General features: G+C 73.8%; 15 protein-coding genes. 8 read left to right on the top strand and 7 right to left on the bottom strand.

Annotation, left to right across the window (positions count from 1 at the left end; genetic code table 11):
* Nucleotides 1–56: 56 nt before the first annotated feature.
* The 3 genes from ABTY56_RS36170 to ABTY56_RS36160 form a co-directional block, all read right to left on the bottom strand.
* A complete protein-coding gene (locus ABTY56_RS36170) occupies nucleotides 57–710 on the bottom strand; it encodes a DedA family protein (RefSeq protein ID WP_350633864.1) in 654 nt (217 codons plus the stop codon).
* 257 nt (nucleotides 711–967) lie between these two features.
* Nucleotides 968–3,337 carry a hypothetical protein gene (locus ABTY56_RS36165; RefSeq protein ID WP_350633863.1) on the bottom strand — a complete coding sequence of 790 codons (2,370 nt, stop codon included), beginning with the start codon at nucleotides 3,335–3,337 and terminating at the stop codon, nucleotides 968–970.
* Nucleotides 3,338–3,398: 61 nt separating this feature from the next.
* Nucleotides 3,399–5,303, bottom strand: coding sequence for an ATP-binding protein (locus tag ABTY56_RS36160; protein ID WP_350633862.1), 1,905 nt, complete (start codon nucleotides 5,301–5,303; stop codon nucleotides 3,399–3,401).
* A gap of 236 nt (nucleotides 5,304–5,539) precedes the next feature.
* Here ABTY56_RS36160 and ABTY56_RS36155 point away from each other — a divergent pair, with 236 nt between their 5' ends.
* Entirely contained in the window at nucleotides 5,540–5,863 is a 324-nt protein-coding gene (locus ABTY56_RS36155; RefSeq protein ID WP_350633861.1) for a hypothetical protein, read from the top strand.
* 66 nt (nucleotides 5,864–5,929) lie between these two features.
* On the opposite strand, the gene ABTY56_RS36150 is transcribed toward ABTY56_RS36155, so the two are convergent.
* The gene (locus tag ABTY56_RS36150) at nucleotides 5,930–7,120 is read right to left on the bottom strand and encodes a TetR family transcriptional regulator (RefSeq protein WP_350633860.1); all 1,191 of its coding nucleotides are present in this window, start codon (nucleotides 7,118–7,120) and stop codon (nucleotides 5,930–5,932) included.
* A 296-nt stretch (nucleotides 7,121–7,416) separates the two neighbouring features.
* Here ABTY56_RS36150 and ABTY56_RS36145 point away from each other — a divergent pair, with 296 nt between their 5' ends.
* Nucleotides 7,417–8,574 (top strand): acyl-CoA dehydrogenase family protein, encoded by a 1,158-nt coding sequence (locus ABTY56_RS36145; RefSeq protein ID WP_350633859.1) that lies wholly within the window; start codon nucleotides 7,417–7,419, stop codon nucleotides 8,572–8,574.
* A gap of 69 nt (nucleotides 8,575–8,643) precedes the next feature.
* Here the strand turns inward: ABTY56_RS36145 and ABTY56_RS36140 are convergent, their stop codons facing one another.
* Nucleotides 8,644–8,910 (bottom strand): hypothetical protein, encoded by a 267-nt coding sequence (locus tag ABTY56_RS36140; protein WP_350633858.1) that lies wholly within the window; start codon nucleotides 8,908–8,910, stop codon nucleotides 8,644–8,646.
* Nucleotides 8,911–9,015: 105 nt separating this feature from the next.
* Here ABTY56_RS36140 and ABTY56_RS36135 point away from each other — a divergent pair, with 105 nt between their 5' ends.
* Nucleotides 9,016–9,333 (top strand): cupin domain-containing protein, encoded by a 318-nt coding sequence (locus tag ABTY56_RS36135; protein WP_350633857.1) that lies wholly within the window; start codon nucleotides 9,016–9,018, stop codon nucleotides 9,331–9,333.
* Between the two features lie 17 nt (nucleotides 9,334–9,350).
* Here ABTY56_RS36135 and ABTY56_RS36130 read toward each other — a convergent pair whose 3' ends face one another.
* On the bottom strand, nucleotides 9,351–9,935 hold the full coding sequence (locus tag ABTY56_RS36130) for a TetR/AcrR family transcriptional regulator (RefSeq protein WP_350633856.1): 585 nt from the start codon (nucleotides 9,933–9,935) through the stop codon (nucleotides 9,351–9,353).
* Between the two features lie 109 nt (nucleotides 9,936–10,044).
* Here ABTY56_RS36130 and ABTY56_RS36125 point away from each other — a divergent pair, with 109 nt between their 5' ends.
* The 5 genes from ABTY56_RS36125 to ABTY56_RS36105 all read left to right on the top strand — a co-directional run bounded on the left by ABTY56_RS36125 (nucleotide 10,045) and on the right by ABTY56_RS36105 (nucleotide 14,342).
* Nucleotides 10,045–11,631, top strand: coding sequence for an MFS transporter (locus ABTY56_RS36125; RefSeq protein WP_350633855.1), 1,587 nt, complete (start codon nucleotides 10,045–10,047; stop codon nucleotides 11,629–11,631).
* A gap of 222 nt (nucleotides 11,632–11,853) precedes the next feature.
* Nucleotides 11,854–12,489 carry a class I SAM-dependent DNA methyltransferase gene (locus ABTY56_RS36120; protein WP_350633854.1) on the top strand — a complete coding sequence of 212 codons (636 nt, stop codon included), beginning with the start codon at nucleotides 11,854–11,856 and terminating at the stop codon, nucleotides 12,487–12,489.
* Nucleotides 12,490–12,592: 103 nt separating this feature from the next.
* The gene (locus ABTY56_RS36115; RefSeq protein WP_350633853.1) at nucleotides 12,593–13,162 is read left to right on the top strand and encodes a methyltransferase family protein; all 570 of its coding nucleotides are present in this window, start codon (nucleotides 12,593–12,595) and stop codon (nucleotides 13,160–13,162) included.
* Between the two features lie 207 nt (nucleotides 13,163–13,369).
* Nucleotides 13,370–13,651 carry a Sec-independent protein translocase subunit TatA gene (tatA, locus tag ABTY56_RS36110; protein ID WP_350633852.1) on the top strand — a complete coding sequence of 94 codons (282 nt, stop codon included), beginning with the start codon at nucleotides 13,370–13,372 and terminating at the stop codon, nucleotides 13,649–13,651.
* 169 nt (nucleotides 13,652–13,820) lie between these two features.
* Nucleotides 13,821–14,342 carry a potassium channel family protein gene (locus ABTY56_RS36105; RefSeq protein ID WP_350633851.1) on the top strand — a complete coding sequence of 174 codons (522 nt, stop codon included), beginning with the start codon at nucleotides 13,821–13,823 and terminating at the stop codon, nucleotides 14,340–14,342.
* A 135-nt stretch (nucleotides 14,343–14,477) separates the two neighbouring features.
* Here ABTY56_RS36105 and ABTY56_RS36100 read toward each other — a convergent pair whose 3' ends face one another.
* On the bottom strand, nucleotides 14,478–16,055 hold the full coding sequence (locus ABTY56_RS36100) for a protein kinase domain-containing protein (protein ID WP_350633850.1): 1,578 nt from the start codon (nucleotides 16,053–16,055) through the stop codon (nucleotides 14,478–14,480).
* Nucleotides 16,056–16,209: the final 154 nt, after the last annotated feature.

The following is a 16,209-nucleotide window of genomic DNA, read 5'->3' as shown; positions in this document are numbered from 1 at the left end:
GATCGAACAGCCGGACGCACATGTACGCGACGTCCCGTGGCCGGGGCGACGGGCGCCTACCCGGCGCGGTGGCGGGTGGCGGCGGCCGCGCGGGACCGGCGGGCCCGCAGCAGCTCGATCGCCACCGGGATCACCGAGACCAGCACGATGCCCACCAGGATCGCCTCGATGTTGTCCCGGACGAACGGGATCTGCCCCAGGAAGTAGCCGAGCACGGTGACCCCGCCGCCCCACAGCACGCCGCCGACCAGGTTGCACACGACGAAGCTGCGGTAGTTCATCCTGCTCACCCCGGCGACGATCGGGGTGAAGGTGCGCACCACCGGCACGAAGCGGGCCAGCACGATCGCCTTGGGCCCGTGCCGGTCGAAGAAGGCGGCGGCCTTCTCGACGTTCTCCTGCTTGAAGACCCGCGAGTCGGGGCGGCGGAACAGGCTCGGACCGACCTTGCGGCCGAAGAGGTAGCCGACCTGGTCCCCGGCCACGGCCGCGGCCACGATCAGCGCGCAGACCAGCCAGAGCGGCTGGTGCAGGTAGGTGCCGCCGGCCACCAGCAGGCCGGTGGTGAACAGCAGCGAGTCGCCGGGCAGGAAGAAGCCGATCAGCAGGCCGGACTCGGCGAAGACGATGGCCAGGATGCCGAGCAGGCCGAAGGTGGAGATCAGGGTGGTCGGATCGAGCCAGGACGGGCCGAGGGCGAGGCTGGTCACGGTGCGGGCACTCCCGGAGGTCGAGTCTTGGCAATGGAATGGTAAAGCATTGACAAAGACTCGACTCGGGGGCAGATGGTTCCCGGCCCGGGCGGTGGCACGGAACCGCAGAGCGAAGCGCCGAATCCGGAACCGCACGGCGAAACCCGGGCGCCGGAACCTCGCGGCGGAGGCCGGGGGCCGGGCCGGGAACGCGCACGGCCCCGGCGGGGCCCGGGAGGGCCGGCCCGCCGGGGCCGGGTGGTCGTGCGGAGGGGTCAGAGGCCGTAGCGCTCGACGATCTCCTCGTGCCGGGCGACGTCCGCGCCGGCCGCCTCTGCCAGGACCGGCCAGGCGAGCGGGTGCGGCCAGTCGCCGGTCAGCCGGTGCAGCAGCGCGTCGGCCTCGGCGGCCGAGGCGGTCGGCGGCACCCCGACGGCCGCGTAGATCCCGGGCAGCGTCGCGTCCTCGTCCTCGTCCCCGTCCGCCGGGTCGGTGATCCGGTAGTGGTCACCGCTGTACGCCCAGAGCGCGTAGCCGGACTCCTGCAGCCGCTCGCGCAGGGTGCCCCACGGTTCGTCGCCGGGCCAGCCGCCGTCGATCCAGTAGGTGGTGTACCCGGCCGGGTCGAGCATGGTGAGCAGCTCGAACACCGGGCGCCAGCTCCGCTGCTCCTCCTCCGGGGCGTCCTCGGCCGGCGGGCGCTCCAGCAGGGCCGGGGCGAAGACCACCACGTCGCCGTGGTTGAGCGTCAGATCGTCGCCGAGCACCGGCAGGATGCGGGCGGTGGCCGGTCCGGTCCGGACCGCGGGCAGGTCGACCGTCGCGCCGTTGGTACGGGCGGCCCGGACGGTGATCAGCTGCCACTCCTCGTCCACCGGGCCCTCGGGCTCGTCGAACTCGATGTCGAGCAGCGCGCCGGTGGAGCGCACCACGGCCCAGTCCCGGTTGGCACTGGCCGCGGTGATCAGGTGCCAGAGGTCGGGCTCCCGGACCACCCGGTGGTCCTCGTCGTCCGGGGCGTCCTCGGCGGGCAGCGCCCGCTCCAGCAGCTCCTGGTAGAGCCGCTGCGCGGCGGCGTGGTCTCCCAGCTCGGTGGCGGCGCGGGCGGCGAGGCGGCGGGTGTTGAGCACCCCGTCGTCCAGCAGCAGGATCGCCCCGCACTGCTCCAGGGCTTCCGTCCACCGGTTCTCGGCGGCGGCCCAGCGGGCGCGTATCCAGTGCCCGTCGGCCGGTGCCGTGGCGGCCAGCCGGTCGGCGAGGCGGCGCACGCCCTCGGCGTCCCGGGCGGCGATCAGCAGCTCGCCGAGCGTGCCGGTCAGCTCCCGGTCCTCCGGGTCCGTCTCCAGCCGCTGCCACAGCAGGTCGGCCGCGGCCCGGGCGTGGCCGAGGCCGCCCAGCACGGTGGCCAGCAGCACCGTCAGCCCGGTGGCGCCGGCCTGCTCACCCCGGTACCGGTCCAGGGCGACGGAGAGCAGGTCGGCGCCGGTCTCGAAGGGCACCTCGGCCTCGGCCAGGTACGCCGTCAGCTCGCCCGGCGGGACGGGCAGCTCGGGCTCCGGCAGTGCCTCGGCGGCCGCGCGCAAGGCGGCGACCTCCTCGGACACGCCGTCGGTGCGCCGCAACCGGGTGAGCTTGCGCTCTCCGGTCGCGGCGAGCGTCAGGGCCACCGTGCGGGCGCCCCGCGCGAGGGCGAGCCGACCCGCCGCCAGCAGCAGGTCCACACAGGGGCGGTGCGCGCCGGCGTCGTCCAGGTAGCCGACCCAGCCGGCCAGCACGGCGCCCAGCTCGGCGTCGTTCTCCCACGCGCCGGCCGCGGCCAGCAGCTCGACCGTCTGTGTCCAGGTGGGCCGCAGGTCGGCGTGCTGCTCGGCCTCGGCGCGGTCGGGGAGCAGGGCGAGCGCCTCCTCCGTCCGACCGAGCGCGGCGAGCGCGCGGGCCCGCAGCACGGCGCCCCAGCGCTGGTCGCGCTCGTCCAGCCGGTGCCCCGGCTTCTGTTCGGCCCGCTCGGCGGTGTCCAGCAGGTCCACCACCTCCTCGTACCGGCCGAGCAGGTGCAGGGTGCCGGCCCGGGCCTGGTGGAAGCGGAGCGAGACCCGCTGGCCGGCCGCGCGCATCCGGTCGGCGGCGGCGTCCAGGTGGTCGAGCGCCTCGGCGGCCCGGCCGTCGTCCTCCAGGGCGTCGGAGTACTCGCGGGAGAGGCAGTCGTAGCAGGCCCGGCCGGGCTCGATCCGGTCCAGCGTCTCGCCGACCACCTCCAGCCGCTCGGTGGCGTACCCGGGCCCGTCGACCCGGGCGTGGCAGATCGCGAAGTCCTGCACCACGCAGACGGACTGCGGGCAGCCGGCCGTCTCCTCCCGGTGGGCGAACTCCAGCAGGTCGATCACCTCGGGCATGACCGCCTCGCCCTGCTGGCGCTTGTTCAGCAGGTTCTGCATCCGCCAGTGCCGCAGGTAGACCTCGACCCAGGGCAGGCCGAGCGACCGCGCGGCGGCGACCGCCTCCGGGTACAGCGCGTCCAGCTGGTCGTTGCGGCCCTCGGTGGCGTGCTCGGGCAGCTCGACGATGGCGTCGGCCAGCCGGTGGTGGCCGGCCTCGGCCAACTGCCGGTGGGCGTCGCGCACCCAGGACCAGATGTCGGTGGTCATGCTTCTTCCCCCTGCGTCGTGCTGATGAGTTGTCTACCGCGGACCACTGACAATCCGTCCGTCACGCCTCGTCCGAGAGGGCGCCGGGGCTGTCCGGGACGTCCGGCAGCCCGGCCGGGACGGCGGCGGTCAGCGCGGAGACCGCCGTGCCGACGCCGGTCAGCGCGGCGGTGAGGTCGCCCTCGGCGGGGCCGGAGGAGGCCGCGGCCATGATCACCTTGAGCGAGCGGAGCAGCCCCGCCGCGGTGGCGCTGCCGGTGTGCCCGCTGCGGTAGGCGGCGAGCAGGTCCCGGACCGCCGGGCAGGCCAGGTTGAGGTAGAGCCGGGCCTTGACCTCGCCGTCGGTGCGGGCGGTGAAGGCGCGGGCCAGCCGCAGAGCGGCCGACGGGATCCGGGCGTCGGCCTGGTCGTCCTCGATCCGGGCCTTCAGCTCGGCCTCGCGGTCCGGGACGAGCACCAGCGGCAGGCCGGGCGGGTCGAAGCGGGCCGGGACGAGCTGCTCGCCCCGGTCGGCGAGGGCGGCGGCCAGCCAGGCCTCCTCGCCCTCCGGCAGCGGCCGCTCCGGGTCGCGGAACAGCTCGCGGTTGCCCTGCTCGCTGCCCAGCTCGACCAGTCGGCAGCCGCGCAGTCGGGCGTAGCGGCGCAGGAAGGGCAGCACGGCGTAGCGGTCGCCGCGGGCGATCGGCACCTGCATCGCCCGGTAGAGCATCTCCTCGAAGCCGCCGCCGGTGCCGAGCGCGACGTGCACCGCTCCGCCTCCCGCCGCGCGCAGCGCGCCCGCGGTGAGGTCGCCCTGCGAGGTGGGCACCGGGACGTCGTCGGCGAGCAGGGTGAACAGCCGCTCGTCGCACAGCGCGGCGCCCAGCAGGTCCTGGCCGTGCCGGGTGAGGATGCGGCGCCAGGCGGCGGGCCGCAGCCGGGCTGTCTCGTAGAGGCCGTCCACGATGGCGTCGGTGAGCGCCTTCCGGAGCACGCGGTAGTGCTCGTCGCGCTGGAGGTCCTCCCGGCTGGCGGTGGGGGTGAGCCGACCGGACTCGACCACGCCGCCGATGAACCCGGCCCAGCCGGGCAGCAGGTCGCGGGCGTCCTCGGCGAGCAGCATGCCGCGCAGGTAGACGGCGAGGTCTCGGTTGTCGCTGCTGCCGTAGGTGCCGCCGTCCTGGACCCAGAGCAGGCCGACCGCGTCGGTGACGCCGTCGACCGGGTGCACCGGGAAGGCGGTGAGCGGCTCGAAGCGGCGGCCGAAGGCGGTGGCGAAGCGCATCCGGGCGGCGTGCTGATCGCCCCCCAGCGCCTGGCGCCAGGGCACCTCGACGGAGTTGACGGGCTGCTCGTCCTCGCCGACGTAGACCGGGATCGGGAGCAACACGCAGTACCGGCCGAGGACTTCGCGCAGGGTGTCCTCGTCGGCGAGGTGGGAGTGCTCGGCCTTGAGCGCCAGCTCGACCACGGTGCCCGGGCGGGGCCGGGCGGGCACCGGCTCGACCCGGTACTGCTCGCCGCCGCGGCTGCGGTAGCGGTGGCCGAGCCGCGGCTCGCGGTGCGAGGTGGTCGTGACGGTCACCTCGTCGGCGATCGAGAACGCGGACAGGAAGCCCAGCCCGAAGGCGCCGATCAGCTCCTGGTTGCCGGTCAGTTCGCGCAGCATGCGGGTGTAGCCGGTGCCGACGGTGGCGAGGTAGGAGTGGATCTCGGGCTCGGTCAGGCCGGCCCCGGTGTCCTCGATGGCGACGGTGCGCCGGGCGGCGTCCGCGCGCACCCGGATCAGCGGACGGTGGTCGCCCTCCGGGTCCTCCAGGAGCCGGCGGGTGTGCGAGTCGTGCGCGTTCTGGACGAGTTCGCGCAGGGCGACCAGCGGGGTGGAGTAGAGGTGGGTGGCGAGGACGTTCACCAGGCCGCCGAGATCGACCTCGGTCGTCCGCAGGTCCTCGACGGGGGTGGGCTCGGGCTGGGCACCTTCAGACATGGGTCCCCAGTGTGCCAGTGCGACAATCTGCCCACCATTTCTTTCTTCTCGACGGAATGACGGATTGCGGTCAACTCGCAATTGACCGGGCCTCCACCATCGGAGGAATTGCCACCCGTTCGGTGGAGTTCGTCCGATCACCGGTGAATGCTGATCAGGCGACGTCAGGCAACGAAGCTCCGGAGCGGCCACTCCGGAACGCGCCACAATTCGCACGTCCAGTCAGGGAGATCAGCGTGTTCCGTATTCGCGCAGCCGCCGCCGTCACCGCCCTCGGGGCGTTCCTCCTCGTCGGGCTCGGTGCCGCCACCGCGCACGCCGACAACGGCGCCGGCGCGATCGACCACTCCAACGCCGGCGTGGTGAGCAACGTCGGCTCCGGCAACGTCATCGGCACCGTCAACGGCAACCTGGTCAACACCCAGCAGACGGCCACCGGTTCGGGCGCTTCCAACCAGAACAACGGCCTCGCCGTGGCCGGCAACGGCGGGAACGTCGGCGCCCTGCAGGGCAACGGCAACGTCGACGCCCGGGTGTACCACCCGCACGTCCTCTACTAGGCCGCGCCCGCCGGGCCGGGTGCCCGTCCCGTCACCACGGGGCGGGCACCCGGCCCGTGCCGCGTCTCAGGACAGCCCCAGCACGGCCCGGCCGAGGCGCAGCAGGCAGTCCTCAAGGTCGGGCCGGACGCTGTGCGGGCGGTTCCGCACCCCGTCGTTGACCAGCGCGAACAACGCGTGCACCCGGATCCGGGCGGCCGCCGCGTCGCAGTCGGGGCGCACCTGCCGCAGCAGGCCGACCCAGGTGCGCAGGAAGTCCCGCCGGAAGTCCACCGCGGCCCGCCGGTCCGGCGGCGCCAGCCGCTCCGTCTCACTGAGCATCGCGCCCAGGTAGTCGCCGTTGCGCAGCGCGAAGCCGACGTACGCGCCCAGCCCGGCCGCCAGTGCCGCCCCGGGTCCGTCGGCGGCGGTGATCGCGCCGTCCACCTCGTGCCAGAGCCGCTCGCGGCTGCGCACCAGCGAGGCGGCGAGCAGGTGGGCCTTGCTGTCGAAGTGCCGGTACACGCTGGGGCCGGAGATGCCCACGGCGGCGCCGAGTTGGTCGGTACTGACGTTGTCGAAGCCACGCTGGTGGAACAGCCGGACGGCCGCCGCGAGCAGTTCCTCCCGGCGCGCCTGCGGCCTCGGCCCCGGCACCGGTCCGGCCGCGGGCTCGGGTACGGACCGGGGCACAAGCTCGGGCTCTGGCTCGGGCTCGGCGGCCGCGCCGGTCGGCGAGACCGCGAGGACGGCCGCGACCAGCTCGCGCAGCAGCGCCTCGGCGCGACGGGGCTGCGGCGCGGCCGACTGGTACGAGAGTCCGGCGCAGGCCGAGAGCGCCGACCAGCACAGCAACTCGGCATCGGCCGAAGGCAGTTCGGGCCGCTCCGCGCGCAGTACGGCGGTCATCAGCGCGACGTCGGCGCGCAGCTCGCGGCGTAGCGCGGCCCGCCGGGCGGGCGGCAGCAGCCGGGCGTCGCGCTGCACCAGGGTGCCGAGCGGGCGGTGACCGACCGCGACGGCGGCCAGCACGGCGCCGACCTCCTCCGCGGTACCGGCCGCACGCAGCCCGCCGGCGAGTTCGTCCAACCCCAACCGGACTGCCCGGTCGAGCAGTTCGGGCTTGCCGCGGAAGTGCCGGTAGAGCGCGGGCGCGGTGATGCCGACCCCGGCGGCGACCTCGGTCATCGAGACCTGGTGGTAGCCGCTGCGGTGGAAGCGGTCGGCGGCCACGGCGAGGATCTGGGCGCGCCGCCCGGGCGGCCGTCGGACCACCATGGCGCACCTCCCTCCTGTCCGGTCGAGTACCCGCCGGTGCCGACCGAGTGCCGATCCGAGTGCCGATCCGAGTGCCGAACGGGCATCGAACGGGCATCGAGCGGGCGTCGAACCGGCCTGGATCCGGCGTCGAGCGAAGGCTAGCAAGGATTCACTCGGCACCCCCGCCGACCGTGTTTTCCACACCTGTCGACTCTGGACAGTCGAAGCTACCCGAGATTAACTTGTGGGGCCATCACCTGGTACGTTCCGCCCCGCCGGCAGCTCCGGCCGGCACCGTCGAAGGGAGCGCCGCCGTGCGCCGCACCGTGTTCAACGAGGACCACGAGGCCTTCCGGGAGACCATCCGGGACTTCATCGCCAATGAGGTCGTCCCGGTCTACGAGGGCTGGGAGGCCGAGGGCCACCCGCCGCGCGACTTCTACCGGCAGCTCGGCGCGCTCGGCGTGTACGGCATCGAGGTGCCGGAGGAGTACGGCGGCGCGGGCGAGAGCGGGTTCAAGTACCAGGCGGTGATCGCCGAGGAGACGGCCCGGGCGGGCGTCAGCTTCGGTTCCTCCGGCGTGCACACCGGGCTGGTGCTGCCGTACCTGCTGGAGTACGCGAACGACGAGCAGAAGCGGCGCTGGCTGCCCGGCTTCGTCTCCGGTGACATCATGACCGCGATCGCGATGACCGAGCCGGGCGCCGGCTCCGACCTCGCGGGCATCACCACCACCGCGCGGCTCTCCGAGGACGGCACCCACTACGTCCTGAACGGCGCCAAGACCTTTATCACCGGCGGAGTGCTCGCCGACCTGGTCCTGGTGGTCTGCCGCACCGCCGCGTACGACCCGGACAACCGCCGGGCCGGCCTGTCCATCCTGTGCGTGGACACCACCTCCCCGGGCTACACCGTCGGCCGCAAGCTGCAGAAGATCGGCCTGCGCACCTCGGACACCGCCGAGCTGGCGTTCAGCGACGTCAGGGTGCCGGTGGAGAACCTGCTCGGCGAGGAGGGCAAGGCCTTCTCCTACCTGACCCACAACCTGGTGCAGGAGCGCCTGGCGATCGCCGTCGGCGCGTACGCGGCGGCTGCGGCGGCGATCCGGTTCGCGGTGCAGTACGTCAAGGACCGCAAGGTGTTCGGCAAGGCCGTGGCCGAGTTCCAGAACACCAAGTTCACCCTGGCCGACTGCGAGGCCCAGGTGGTGGCGCAGCAGTCGATGGTGGACCGCGCGCTGGACCTGTACCAGAGCGGCGAGCTGACCGTGGCCGACGCGGCCGCGGCGAAGCTCTTCTGCACCGAGTCGGCCTCCACCGTGATCGACAAGTGCCTCCAGCTGCACGGTGGTTACGGCTACATCCTGGAGTACCCGATCGCCCGGCTCTACACCGACAACCGGGTGTTCCGGATCTACGGCGGCACCAGCGAGGTCATGCGCAGCATCATCGCCAAGTCGATGGGGCTGTAGGCCCGTCCGGGCCGGACGGCACGACGGGCCGCACCCCCATGGCGGCCCGCCGCGCCCTTGCCGGTCCGGTCAGTTGGGCGAGGTCTGCTCGGCACGCCAGGCATCCCAGCCCGCGGCGGACGCCGCCTTCGCCCCGTGCAACGCCCGGTGGGCGATCGCGGTCGGCGGCGCGTCCATTTTCCGCACCCAGTCGCGGCCGGCCGTTGCCAGCGCCGCACACACCATCACCGTCCCGGCCGCGCCGAGCGCCGCACCGATGCCGGTGAGCACCACGCCACCGGCCAGCAGCGAGCGGTTGACCTGGAACCCGCTGAAGAAATTCTCGTTGGTCGCCATGCCTCCACGATGAGCGCAGTACGCGCGGGCTGCACGTCGAACGCCTCCGGGTGCGCGACCCGGGTGAGTCCGCGACCCTGGCAGCAAAGGTCAGGAGGACGCGCGATGTCCGATCTCGAACAGCTCGCCGTGGAGCACGCCGCCCTCGCGGCCGAGAGCCCGCACGGGCGCAGCGCCCACCTGGTGCTGCACGACGGCGTCCTGCGGCAGACCGTGATCGCGCTGACCGCCGGGACCGCGCTGGACGAGCACAATCCGCCCACCGCCGGGAGCCTCCAGGTGCTGCGCGGCCGGATCTCGCTGACCATCGCCGGCCGGCGACTGGAGCTGTCGGCCGGGCGCCTGGAGCCCGTCCCGCAGGAGCGGCACGGGCTGCTGGCGCACGTCGACTCGGTGGTGCTGCTGACCGCCGTCACGACCTGACGCCCGGCCCGGACGGCTCAGCCCGGGTTGAGCACGCTGCCGCTGACCAGCCGCAGCCCGCGCAGGAAGTCCTGCCCGCTGGGCGCGAGGTCGGGCGCGGCCAGCCACTGGGCGGCGTAGCCGGCCAGCAGGGTCTGGTAGAAGGCGCCGCGGACCTCCTCCTCCTCGGTGTCCACCACCTCGGGCAGCCCCTGGAACAGGGCGGAGAGCCCCAACCGGCCCTCCTTCTGCGCTCCCGCGAAGGCCTCGGCCAGTTCGGGGGCGTGCCCGGCCTGCGCGAGCGCCTCGAACTGGGCCGCCCAGAGTCCGCGGTGCTTGACGAAGACGTTCCGCAGGCCCTCCCAGACGGCGGCGAAGCGCTCCTCCGGATCGTCGGACACCTGGTTGGCGGCGAACACCACCTCGCCCAGGGACTCCCCCATCTCGCCGATCGCCTCGATCATCGCCGCGTTGAGCAGCGCGTCCTTCGAGCCGAAGTGGTAGCCGATCGCGGCCAGGCTGACACCGGAGGCGGTGGCGATGTCGCGGGCGGTGGTGCGCCCGTAGCCCTTCTCGTACAGGCAGCGCTTGGCGCCGGCCATCAGGTCTTCGCGGTTTCCCATGCCCCGATCCTACGGAAGGACTGGACGAATGTCTTGCACATCTGTCTTGCACGGTCGATTTACACATACGTACTAGACAAGCGTCTGACACGCCCGTACTGTCTTCCCCATGACCGCAACCACCGGCCGCGCAGGCCGTCGCGAATGGATCGGCCTGGCCGTCCTCCTGCTCCCGACCCTCGTCCTCTCCATGGACATGGGCGTGCTCTTCTTCGCCGTCCCGTTCATCTCCACCACGCTGGCGCCCAGCGGCACCCAGCAGCTGTGGATCATGGACATGTACTCGTTCCTGCTGGCCGGGCTGCTCATCACGATGGGCTCGCTGGGCGACCGGATCGGCCGCCGCCGGCTGCTGATGATCGGCGCCGCCGGCTTCATCGGCGCCTCGCTGCTGGCCGCCTGGTCGAACGACGCGAACCAGCTGATCGCGGCCCGCGCCCTGCTCGGCGCCGCCGGGGCCACCGTGATGCCCTCGACCCTCGCGCTGATCCGCAACATGTTCCACGACCCCAAGCAGCGGCAGGTCGCCCTCGGCGCCTGGGGCGGCATCCTCACCGCCGGGGCCACCCTCGGCCCGGTCGCCGGCGGCCTGCTGCTCGACCACTTCTGGTGGGGCTCGGCCTTCCTGCCCGCCGTCCCGGTGATGGCCCTGGTGCTGCTGACCGCGCCCGTCCTGCTCCCCGAGTACCGCTCCACCGCCCTCCCCCGGCCTTCGGCCGGAGGGACCCCCACTGGCCGCTTCGACCTGCTCGGCGCCGCGCTCTCGCTGACCGCGATCCTGCCGCTCGTCTACGGGGTCAAGACCATCGCCGTCGAGGGCTGGAGCCTGCTGCCCGCACTGGCCATCGCGGCCGGCCTGCTGCTCGCCGCCGCCTTCGTGTGGCGCCAGCGCACCGCCGCGAACCCGCTGCTCGACCTGAGCCTGTTCAGGATCCGCACCTTCAGCGGCGCGATCAGCGTCAACACGATCGCGATGTTCGCGATGATGGGCTTCTCCCTCTTCACCTCGCAGTACCTGCAGCTGGTCAAGGGCATGAGCCCGCTGACCGCCTCGCTCTGGTCGCTGGTGCCGAGCGTCGGCGTCGGCGCGGCCGTCGGGATCAGCTCGGCGCTGGCCGGCAAGGTCCGCCCGGCGGCGCTGATGGGCGGCGGGTTCCTGATCGGCGCGGCGGGCTTCGCGATGATGACGCAGGTCGGCGCGCACTCCCCGCTGGCGCTCATCCTCACCGCGGCCGGCGTGCTGGCCGCCGGGACGGTCGGCACCATGACGATGACCGCCGAGATGGTCGTCTCCGCCGCCCCGGTCGAGCAGGCCGGCGCCGCCTCCGCCGCCTCGGAGACCGCGGTCGAGCTCGGCAGCTCGCTCGGCATCGCCCTGCTCGGCGCGGCCGGTGCCGCGGTCTACCGCCACCAGCTGGACGGTGCCGCCCTCCCGGCGGGCGTCCAGGGCGAGGCCGCCCACGCGGCCCAGGACACCCTCGGCGGCGCGGTCGCCGTCGCCGCCCAGCTGCCCGGCCGCCTCGGCGCCGACCTGCTGGAGACCGCCCGTACCGCCTTCACCGACGGCCTGCACGTCGCCGCCGGGGTCGGCGTGGTCCTCGCCCTCGGCGCCGCGCTCCTGGCCTACCGCCTGATGCGTCACCTCCCGGCCGCCGCTCCCGTCCCGACCCCCGCGCCCGAACCCACCACCGTCTGACCCACCCCGGCCCGATCCACGCGAGTCATCGAGAGCCCCCGCCCACCCCAGGGCGGGGGCTCTCCGCCGTTCACGGCGGTCCGGATCCGACGGCACGGCGACAGACCCCACCGCACGGCCCGCGGCCGACGGGGGCACTGGCACGGACGCCGCGCGCGTGGCCGGCCGTCCGGTTTCCGTCAACCCGCATCCGTGGCAGGCGCGGCGTGCCAGGGTGGGGGCATGGGTGCTGATCGGGCGCGGGTGCGCGGGAGTTACGACACGGTGGCTGAGGAGTACCTGGGGCGGATCGGGGGTGAGCTGGCGTACAAGACGGTGGATCGGGCGCTGCTGGGGGTGGTCCTGGAGGAGGCGGCCGGCGGCGTGGTGGCGGACCTGGGGTGCGGCCCCGGACACGTGGCGGGCTGGCTGGCCGGGCACGGGGCCGAGGTGGTCGGGGTCGACCTCTCGCCGCGGATGGTCGAACTCGCCCGGCGCGAGCAGCCGAAGGCCGCGTTCCGGACCGGCGACCTGCTGGCCCTGCCCGCCGCCGACGGGGAGTTCGCGGCCGCCGTGGCGCTGTACTCGGTGATCCACCTGGAACCGGACGAGCTGGCACCCGCGTTCGCCGAGGTGCGGCGGGTGCTGCGACCCGGCGGGGTGCTACTGGTCTCCTTCCACCTGGGCACCGAGGTGCGGCGGATGGAGGAGTGGTGGGGCCACCCGGTGGACGTGGACTTCCACTTCCTGGAGACCGAGACCGTCGCCGACCACCTCGCCCGGGCCGGATTCGGCGTCGAGGTGCGGATGGAGCGCGAGGGCCTGCCCGAGGAGGCCCCCACCCGGCGCGGCTACCTGCTGGCGCGGCGGACGGAGTGACCGTCCACCCGGGGGTGGACGGTCTGCGTCCACCCCCGGGTGCGTGCCCCGGCGGCCCCGGGGGAGGACCGTGAAGGGGTCCCTCCGACCGCCGGGAGCCGCCATGTCCCTGCCCGCCCTCCTCTCCCTCCTCGGCGTCCTGTGCTGGGTCGCCTACGAGCTGCTGCTGCGCCGACGCGAGGACGCCGCCGCCGGCACCTGGCACGCGGACCGCCGCGACCGCGGCTCGACCCGACTGCTGCTCGGCTGCTACCTGGCGTCGGCGCTGGTCGTGGTGGTGTCCGACCACGGCTCGATCGGCCGACTGCCCCTCTGGGCAAGCTGGTTCGGGGTCGCGCTGGTCGCCGCCGGGCTGGCACTGCGGGCCTGGGGCATGCACACCCTGGGCGCCTACTACACCCGCACACTGCGCACCGTGGACACCCAGCACGTCGTGCGCACCGGCCCGTACCGGCTGATCCGCCACCCCGGCTACGCCGGCAGCCTGCTGGTCTGGATCGGCTACGCCCTCGGCACCGGCAGCTGGGCGGCCGCGCTGGTGGTCGCCGCGCTGCTGTTCGCCGCGTACGGCTGGCGGATCACCGCCGAGGAGCGGCTGCTGCTGGACGCGCTCGGGAGCGAGTACGCCGAGTACCGCCGGGTGACCAGGCGACTCGTGCCGTTCGTCCACTGATCACACCGGGGCGGGCCCCGGACGCGAACTCCGCCCCGCCCCGGGCCGCCGACCGCCCCCGGCCTCGCGGTCCGCTTGAGCGGCACCTGGTTTTCGGCCAGCGTTTCCCGGCCGGTGTATCCGTTCGCCGTGAGGGCCAGGCATACTGGCCAACACGGGCGCTAGCGCCCGCCGAGACTCTAGACAAGAAGGGACCGGTGGCCAGGGATGCTGCGGAACGGTCTTGAGCCCTGGCACATCTTCGTGGTGCTGGCGGTCGTAATCCTCCTGTTCGGATCGAAGAAGCTGCCGGAGATGGCACGCGGCCTGGGCAAGTCCATGCGCATCCTGAAGGCCGAGACCAAGGCCATGCGCGAGGACGAGCCCCCGGCGGACGCCGGCACCGCCCAGAGCACCGCCGCTCCCCAGCAGAGCGCGGACCGCCCGGCCGTCACGCCGACCAACGTGACCAAGGCCACCGAGAACAAGCGGCCCGAGACGACCGCCTGAGTCTCCCCCGCCCTTCGGAAAGCCCCTGGTGAAGCCCACCGGGGGCTTTCCGCTGTCCGGGGGCCTTCGCGTCGCGGCGGCTTCCACGCCCCGGGGGCCGCCGGGCCGGTTCGTCCGGACGGCGCAGGCGGGCGGGCGCCGGGGGCTCCGTCGGCACAGGCTGGGCGGGATGTCCGAGAACTCGTCACCATCCCCCGACGTGCGGGCCTGGTGCTGGCTGCTGCTGGCATTCACGCTGCTGATGGTCGGGTACTTCACGTTGCCGCTCGGGTGGTTGGGCGATCGCCACCCGGTCGCCAGCTGGGTGGCCTTCATCTGCGCGCTGGCCGGACTGACCTGGCTGATGCTGGCCAAGATCGTCGGGGTGCTGCGGGGGACGGCGAAGCGGCCGGTGGTCTGGCTGGTGTTCCTGATCGGACTGGCGGCGACCATCTTCTCCGCCACGTACTACGCGATGGGCGCCCACAAGTCGGAGTTCGCCGGGCTGGAGACGCGCCTGGACGCGCTGTACTTCACCGTCGTGACGATGTCGACGGTGGGGTACGGCGACATCACCCCGGCGGGGCAGGCGGCACGGCTCGTGGTGATCGTGCAGATCCTCTACAACTTCGTGTTCCTGGCCGCGGCCGCCGGGACGGCGTCCCGGGCGGTCCGCAGCAACGTGGAGCGACGGCTCAAGCGCCAGAGCTGAACCCGCCGCCGACGCACAGCATTCTCCACAGGCTGTGGACAACCCCGCGTCGCCCGCGGTCGCCCCCACCGGTGGCAACGAGCATGAGTCCAAGCGTTCGGAGACGACTACGGCAGCCCCCGCGGACCGTGTCCGTCAGTCGTCCTGATTGTCCGCCGTCGCGTGGAGGGTGGTGAAGATGGCCGACAGGCGCGCGTTCCAGTTGGCATTGGTCAGCGGGTCGATGGCGTGCTTCTTGGCCATGTCCTTGATGACCTTCTGGGCTCCCTTGAGCTCCTGCGCGGCGGCGTCCGGATCGCCCTCGTTGAGGTGGGCGGACGCGGTGTCGAGGATCCTCAGCAGCTCCGTCTGACGGTCCCGGTCCTTTCCGACCTGAGCCTGGGCCACGGCTTGACGGAGGGACTGCAACTGCAGCGCCGCCGGCTGGTTGCGCGGGACGGCCTGGGTGGGCACCGGGGCCGACGGCGTCGCCGCGGCTGCGGAGGTGGCGCTCGCGGCGGGCGTCGGGGCGGCGGTGGGCTTCGCGGCCCCCGAGGTGGCGACCGTACTCGGCTTGGGGGCAGCGGCGTTGCCCGACGGTTCGTCGAACGCGCTCAGGGCCAGCGCGGTCACACCGGCCAGGCCCGCCACGCCCAGCGCCCCGAACACCAGGGGCTTGCGGCGGCTGCCGCGGGCGGGCGCCGGAACGCGCGCGGGGGCCGGGGGCCCGGCCTGGACCGGGGCCATCACCGAGGTGGCGGCCGCGGGCTGCGGCGGCAGCATGGTGGTGTGCTGCTGGTCCGGGTGCGGCGGCTGCCCGCCGGGGTGGGGCGACGCGGCGGGCACTACCGGCGGGAGCACCCGGGTGGCCGCCGCGGTGGTCGCGAGGAGCTCGGCCGTCGGATCGCCGACGACCAACCCCGGCACGGTGGCGAGCAGTTCGGCCCTGGCGGCGGAGGCGTCGGCGGGGCGCCCGGCCGGGGCCTTGGCGAGCAGGCGCAGCACCACCGCGTCCAGGGCGGGTGGCAGGCCGGGGCGCCGCGCGGACGGCGGCAGGGGCTGCTCGTTGACGTGCTTGAAGGCGATCGCCACCGGGGTCTCGGCGGTGAACGGGGCCGTGCCGGTGAGCATCTCGGTCAACACGCAGCCGACCGCGTACAGGTCGGTCCGCCCGTCCAGGGCCGAGGCGGTGGCCTGCTCGGGCGAGAGGTAGGCGGCCGTGCCGAGCACGCTCGCGGTCCGGGTCAGGTTGTCGGAGGAGGCGGCCCGGGCGATGCCGAAGTCGACGACCTTCACCCCGCCGTCGTCGGTGATCATGATGTTCCCGGGCTTGATGTCCCGGTGCACCAGTCCCGCCGCGTGCGCGACCGCCAGCGCCTCGCAGACCGCCGCCGCGATGCCGACGGCGCGTTCCACCGGCAGGGCGGGCTGCTGCGCCAGCACGGCGGCCAGCGAGCGTCCGCTGACCAGCTCCATGACGATGAACGGGGTGCCCTCGTCCACGCCCGAGTCGAAGACCATGGCGATCCTCGGGTGCACCAGCATGGCCGCGTGCTGCGCCTCGCGGCCGAAGCGCTCGGCGAAGCGGGGGTCGTCGGCGAGGCCCCCGTTGAGGACCTTCACGGCCACCTGGCGGCCCAGCACGCGGTCCACGGCGCGCCAGACGGTGGCCATGCCGCCGACGCCGAGCATCTCGACGAGTTCGTAACGCCCGTTCAGCGCCCGTCCGATCAACTGGAGCTCCCCTCACGTGCCCTGCCCGGGGTTCCGGGCCGCCTCGTGCACCTGTGCACGATAGCCGTACGGCCCTGCGACCCGGCCGGGGGTGGAGGAAGGGTGGCGGTCGGGGGACCGGGCAGCGGTCCCCCGGCCGCCGGCGCGGGGGTGC

The sequence above is a fragment of the Kitasatospora sp. NPDC097691 genome (assembly GCF_040302665.1).
In the GTDB taxonomy this organism is placed as follows: domain Bacteria; phylum Actinomycetota; class Actinomycetes; order Streptomycetales; family Streptomycetaceae; genus Kitasatospora.
Note: the sequence above shows the minus strand (reverse complement) of the source record. Positions and strands in the feature narration are given on the sequence as shown.

Coding starts and splice junctions, on each gene's coding strand:
- ABTY56_RS36165 (WP_350633863.1), bottom strand. CDS start 3,337: ATGACCACCGACATCTGGTCCTGGGTGCGCGACGCCCACCGGCAGTTG.
- ABTY56_RS36160 (WP_350633862.1), bottom strand. CDS start 5,303: ATGTCTGAAGGTGCCCAGCCCGAGCCCACCCCCGTCGAGGACCTGCGG.
- ABTY56_RS36150 (WP_350633860.1), bottom strand. CDS start 7,120: ATGGTGGTCCGACGGCCGCCCGGGCGGCGCGCCCAGATCCTCGCCGTG.
- ABTY56_RS36140 (WP_350633858.1), bottom strand. CDS start 8,910: ATGGCGACCAACGAGAATTTCTTCAGCGGGTTCCAGGTCAACCGCTCG.
- ABTY56_RS36135 (WP_350633857.1), top strand. CDS start 9,016: ATGTCCGATCTCGAACAGCTCGCCGTGGAGCACGCCGCCCTCGCGGCC.
- ABTY56_RS36130 (WP_350633856.1), bottom strand. CDS start 9,935: ATGGGAAACCGCGAAGACCTGATGGCCGGCGCCAAGCGCTGCCTGTAC.
- ABTY56_RS36125 (WP_350633855.1), top strand. CDS start 10,045: ATGACCGCAACCACCGGCCGCGCAGGCCGTCGCGAATGGATCGGCCTG.
- ABTY56_RS36120 (WP_350633854.1), top strand. CDS start 11,854: ATGGGTGCTGATCGGGCGCGGGTGCGCGGGAGTTACGACACGGTGGCT.
- ABTY56_RS36115 (WP_350633853.1), top strand. CDS start 12,593: ATGTCCCTGCCCGCCCTCCTCTCCCTCCTCGGCGTCCTGTGCTGGGTC.
- tatA (WP_350633852.1), top strand. CDS start 13,370: ATGCTGCGGAACGGTCTTGAGCCCTGGCACATCTTCGTGGTGCTGGCG.
- ABTY56_RS36105 (WP_350633851.1), top strand. CDS start 13,821: ATGTCCGAGAACTCGTCACCATCCCCCGACGTGCGGGCCTGGTGCTGG.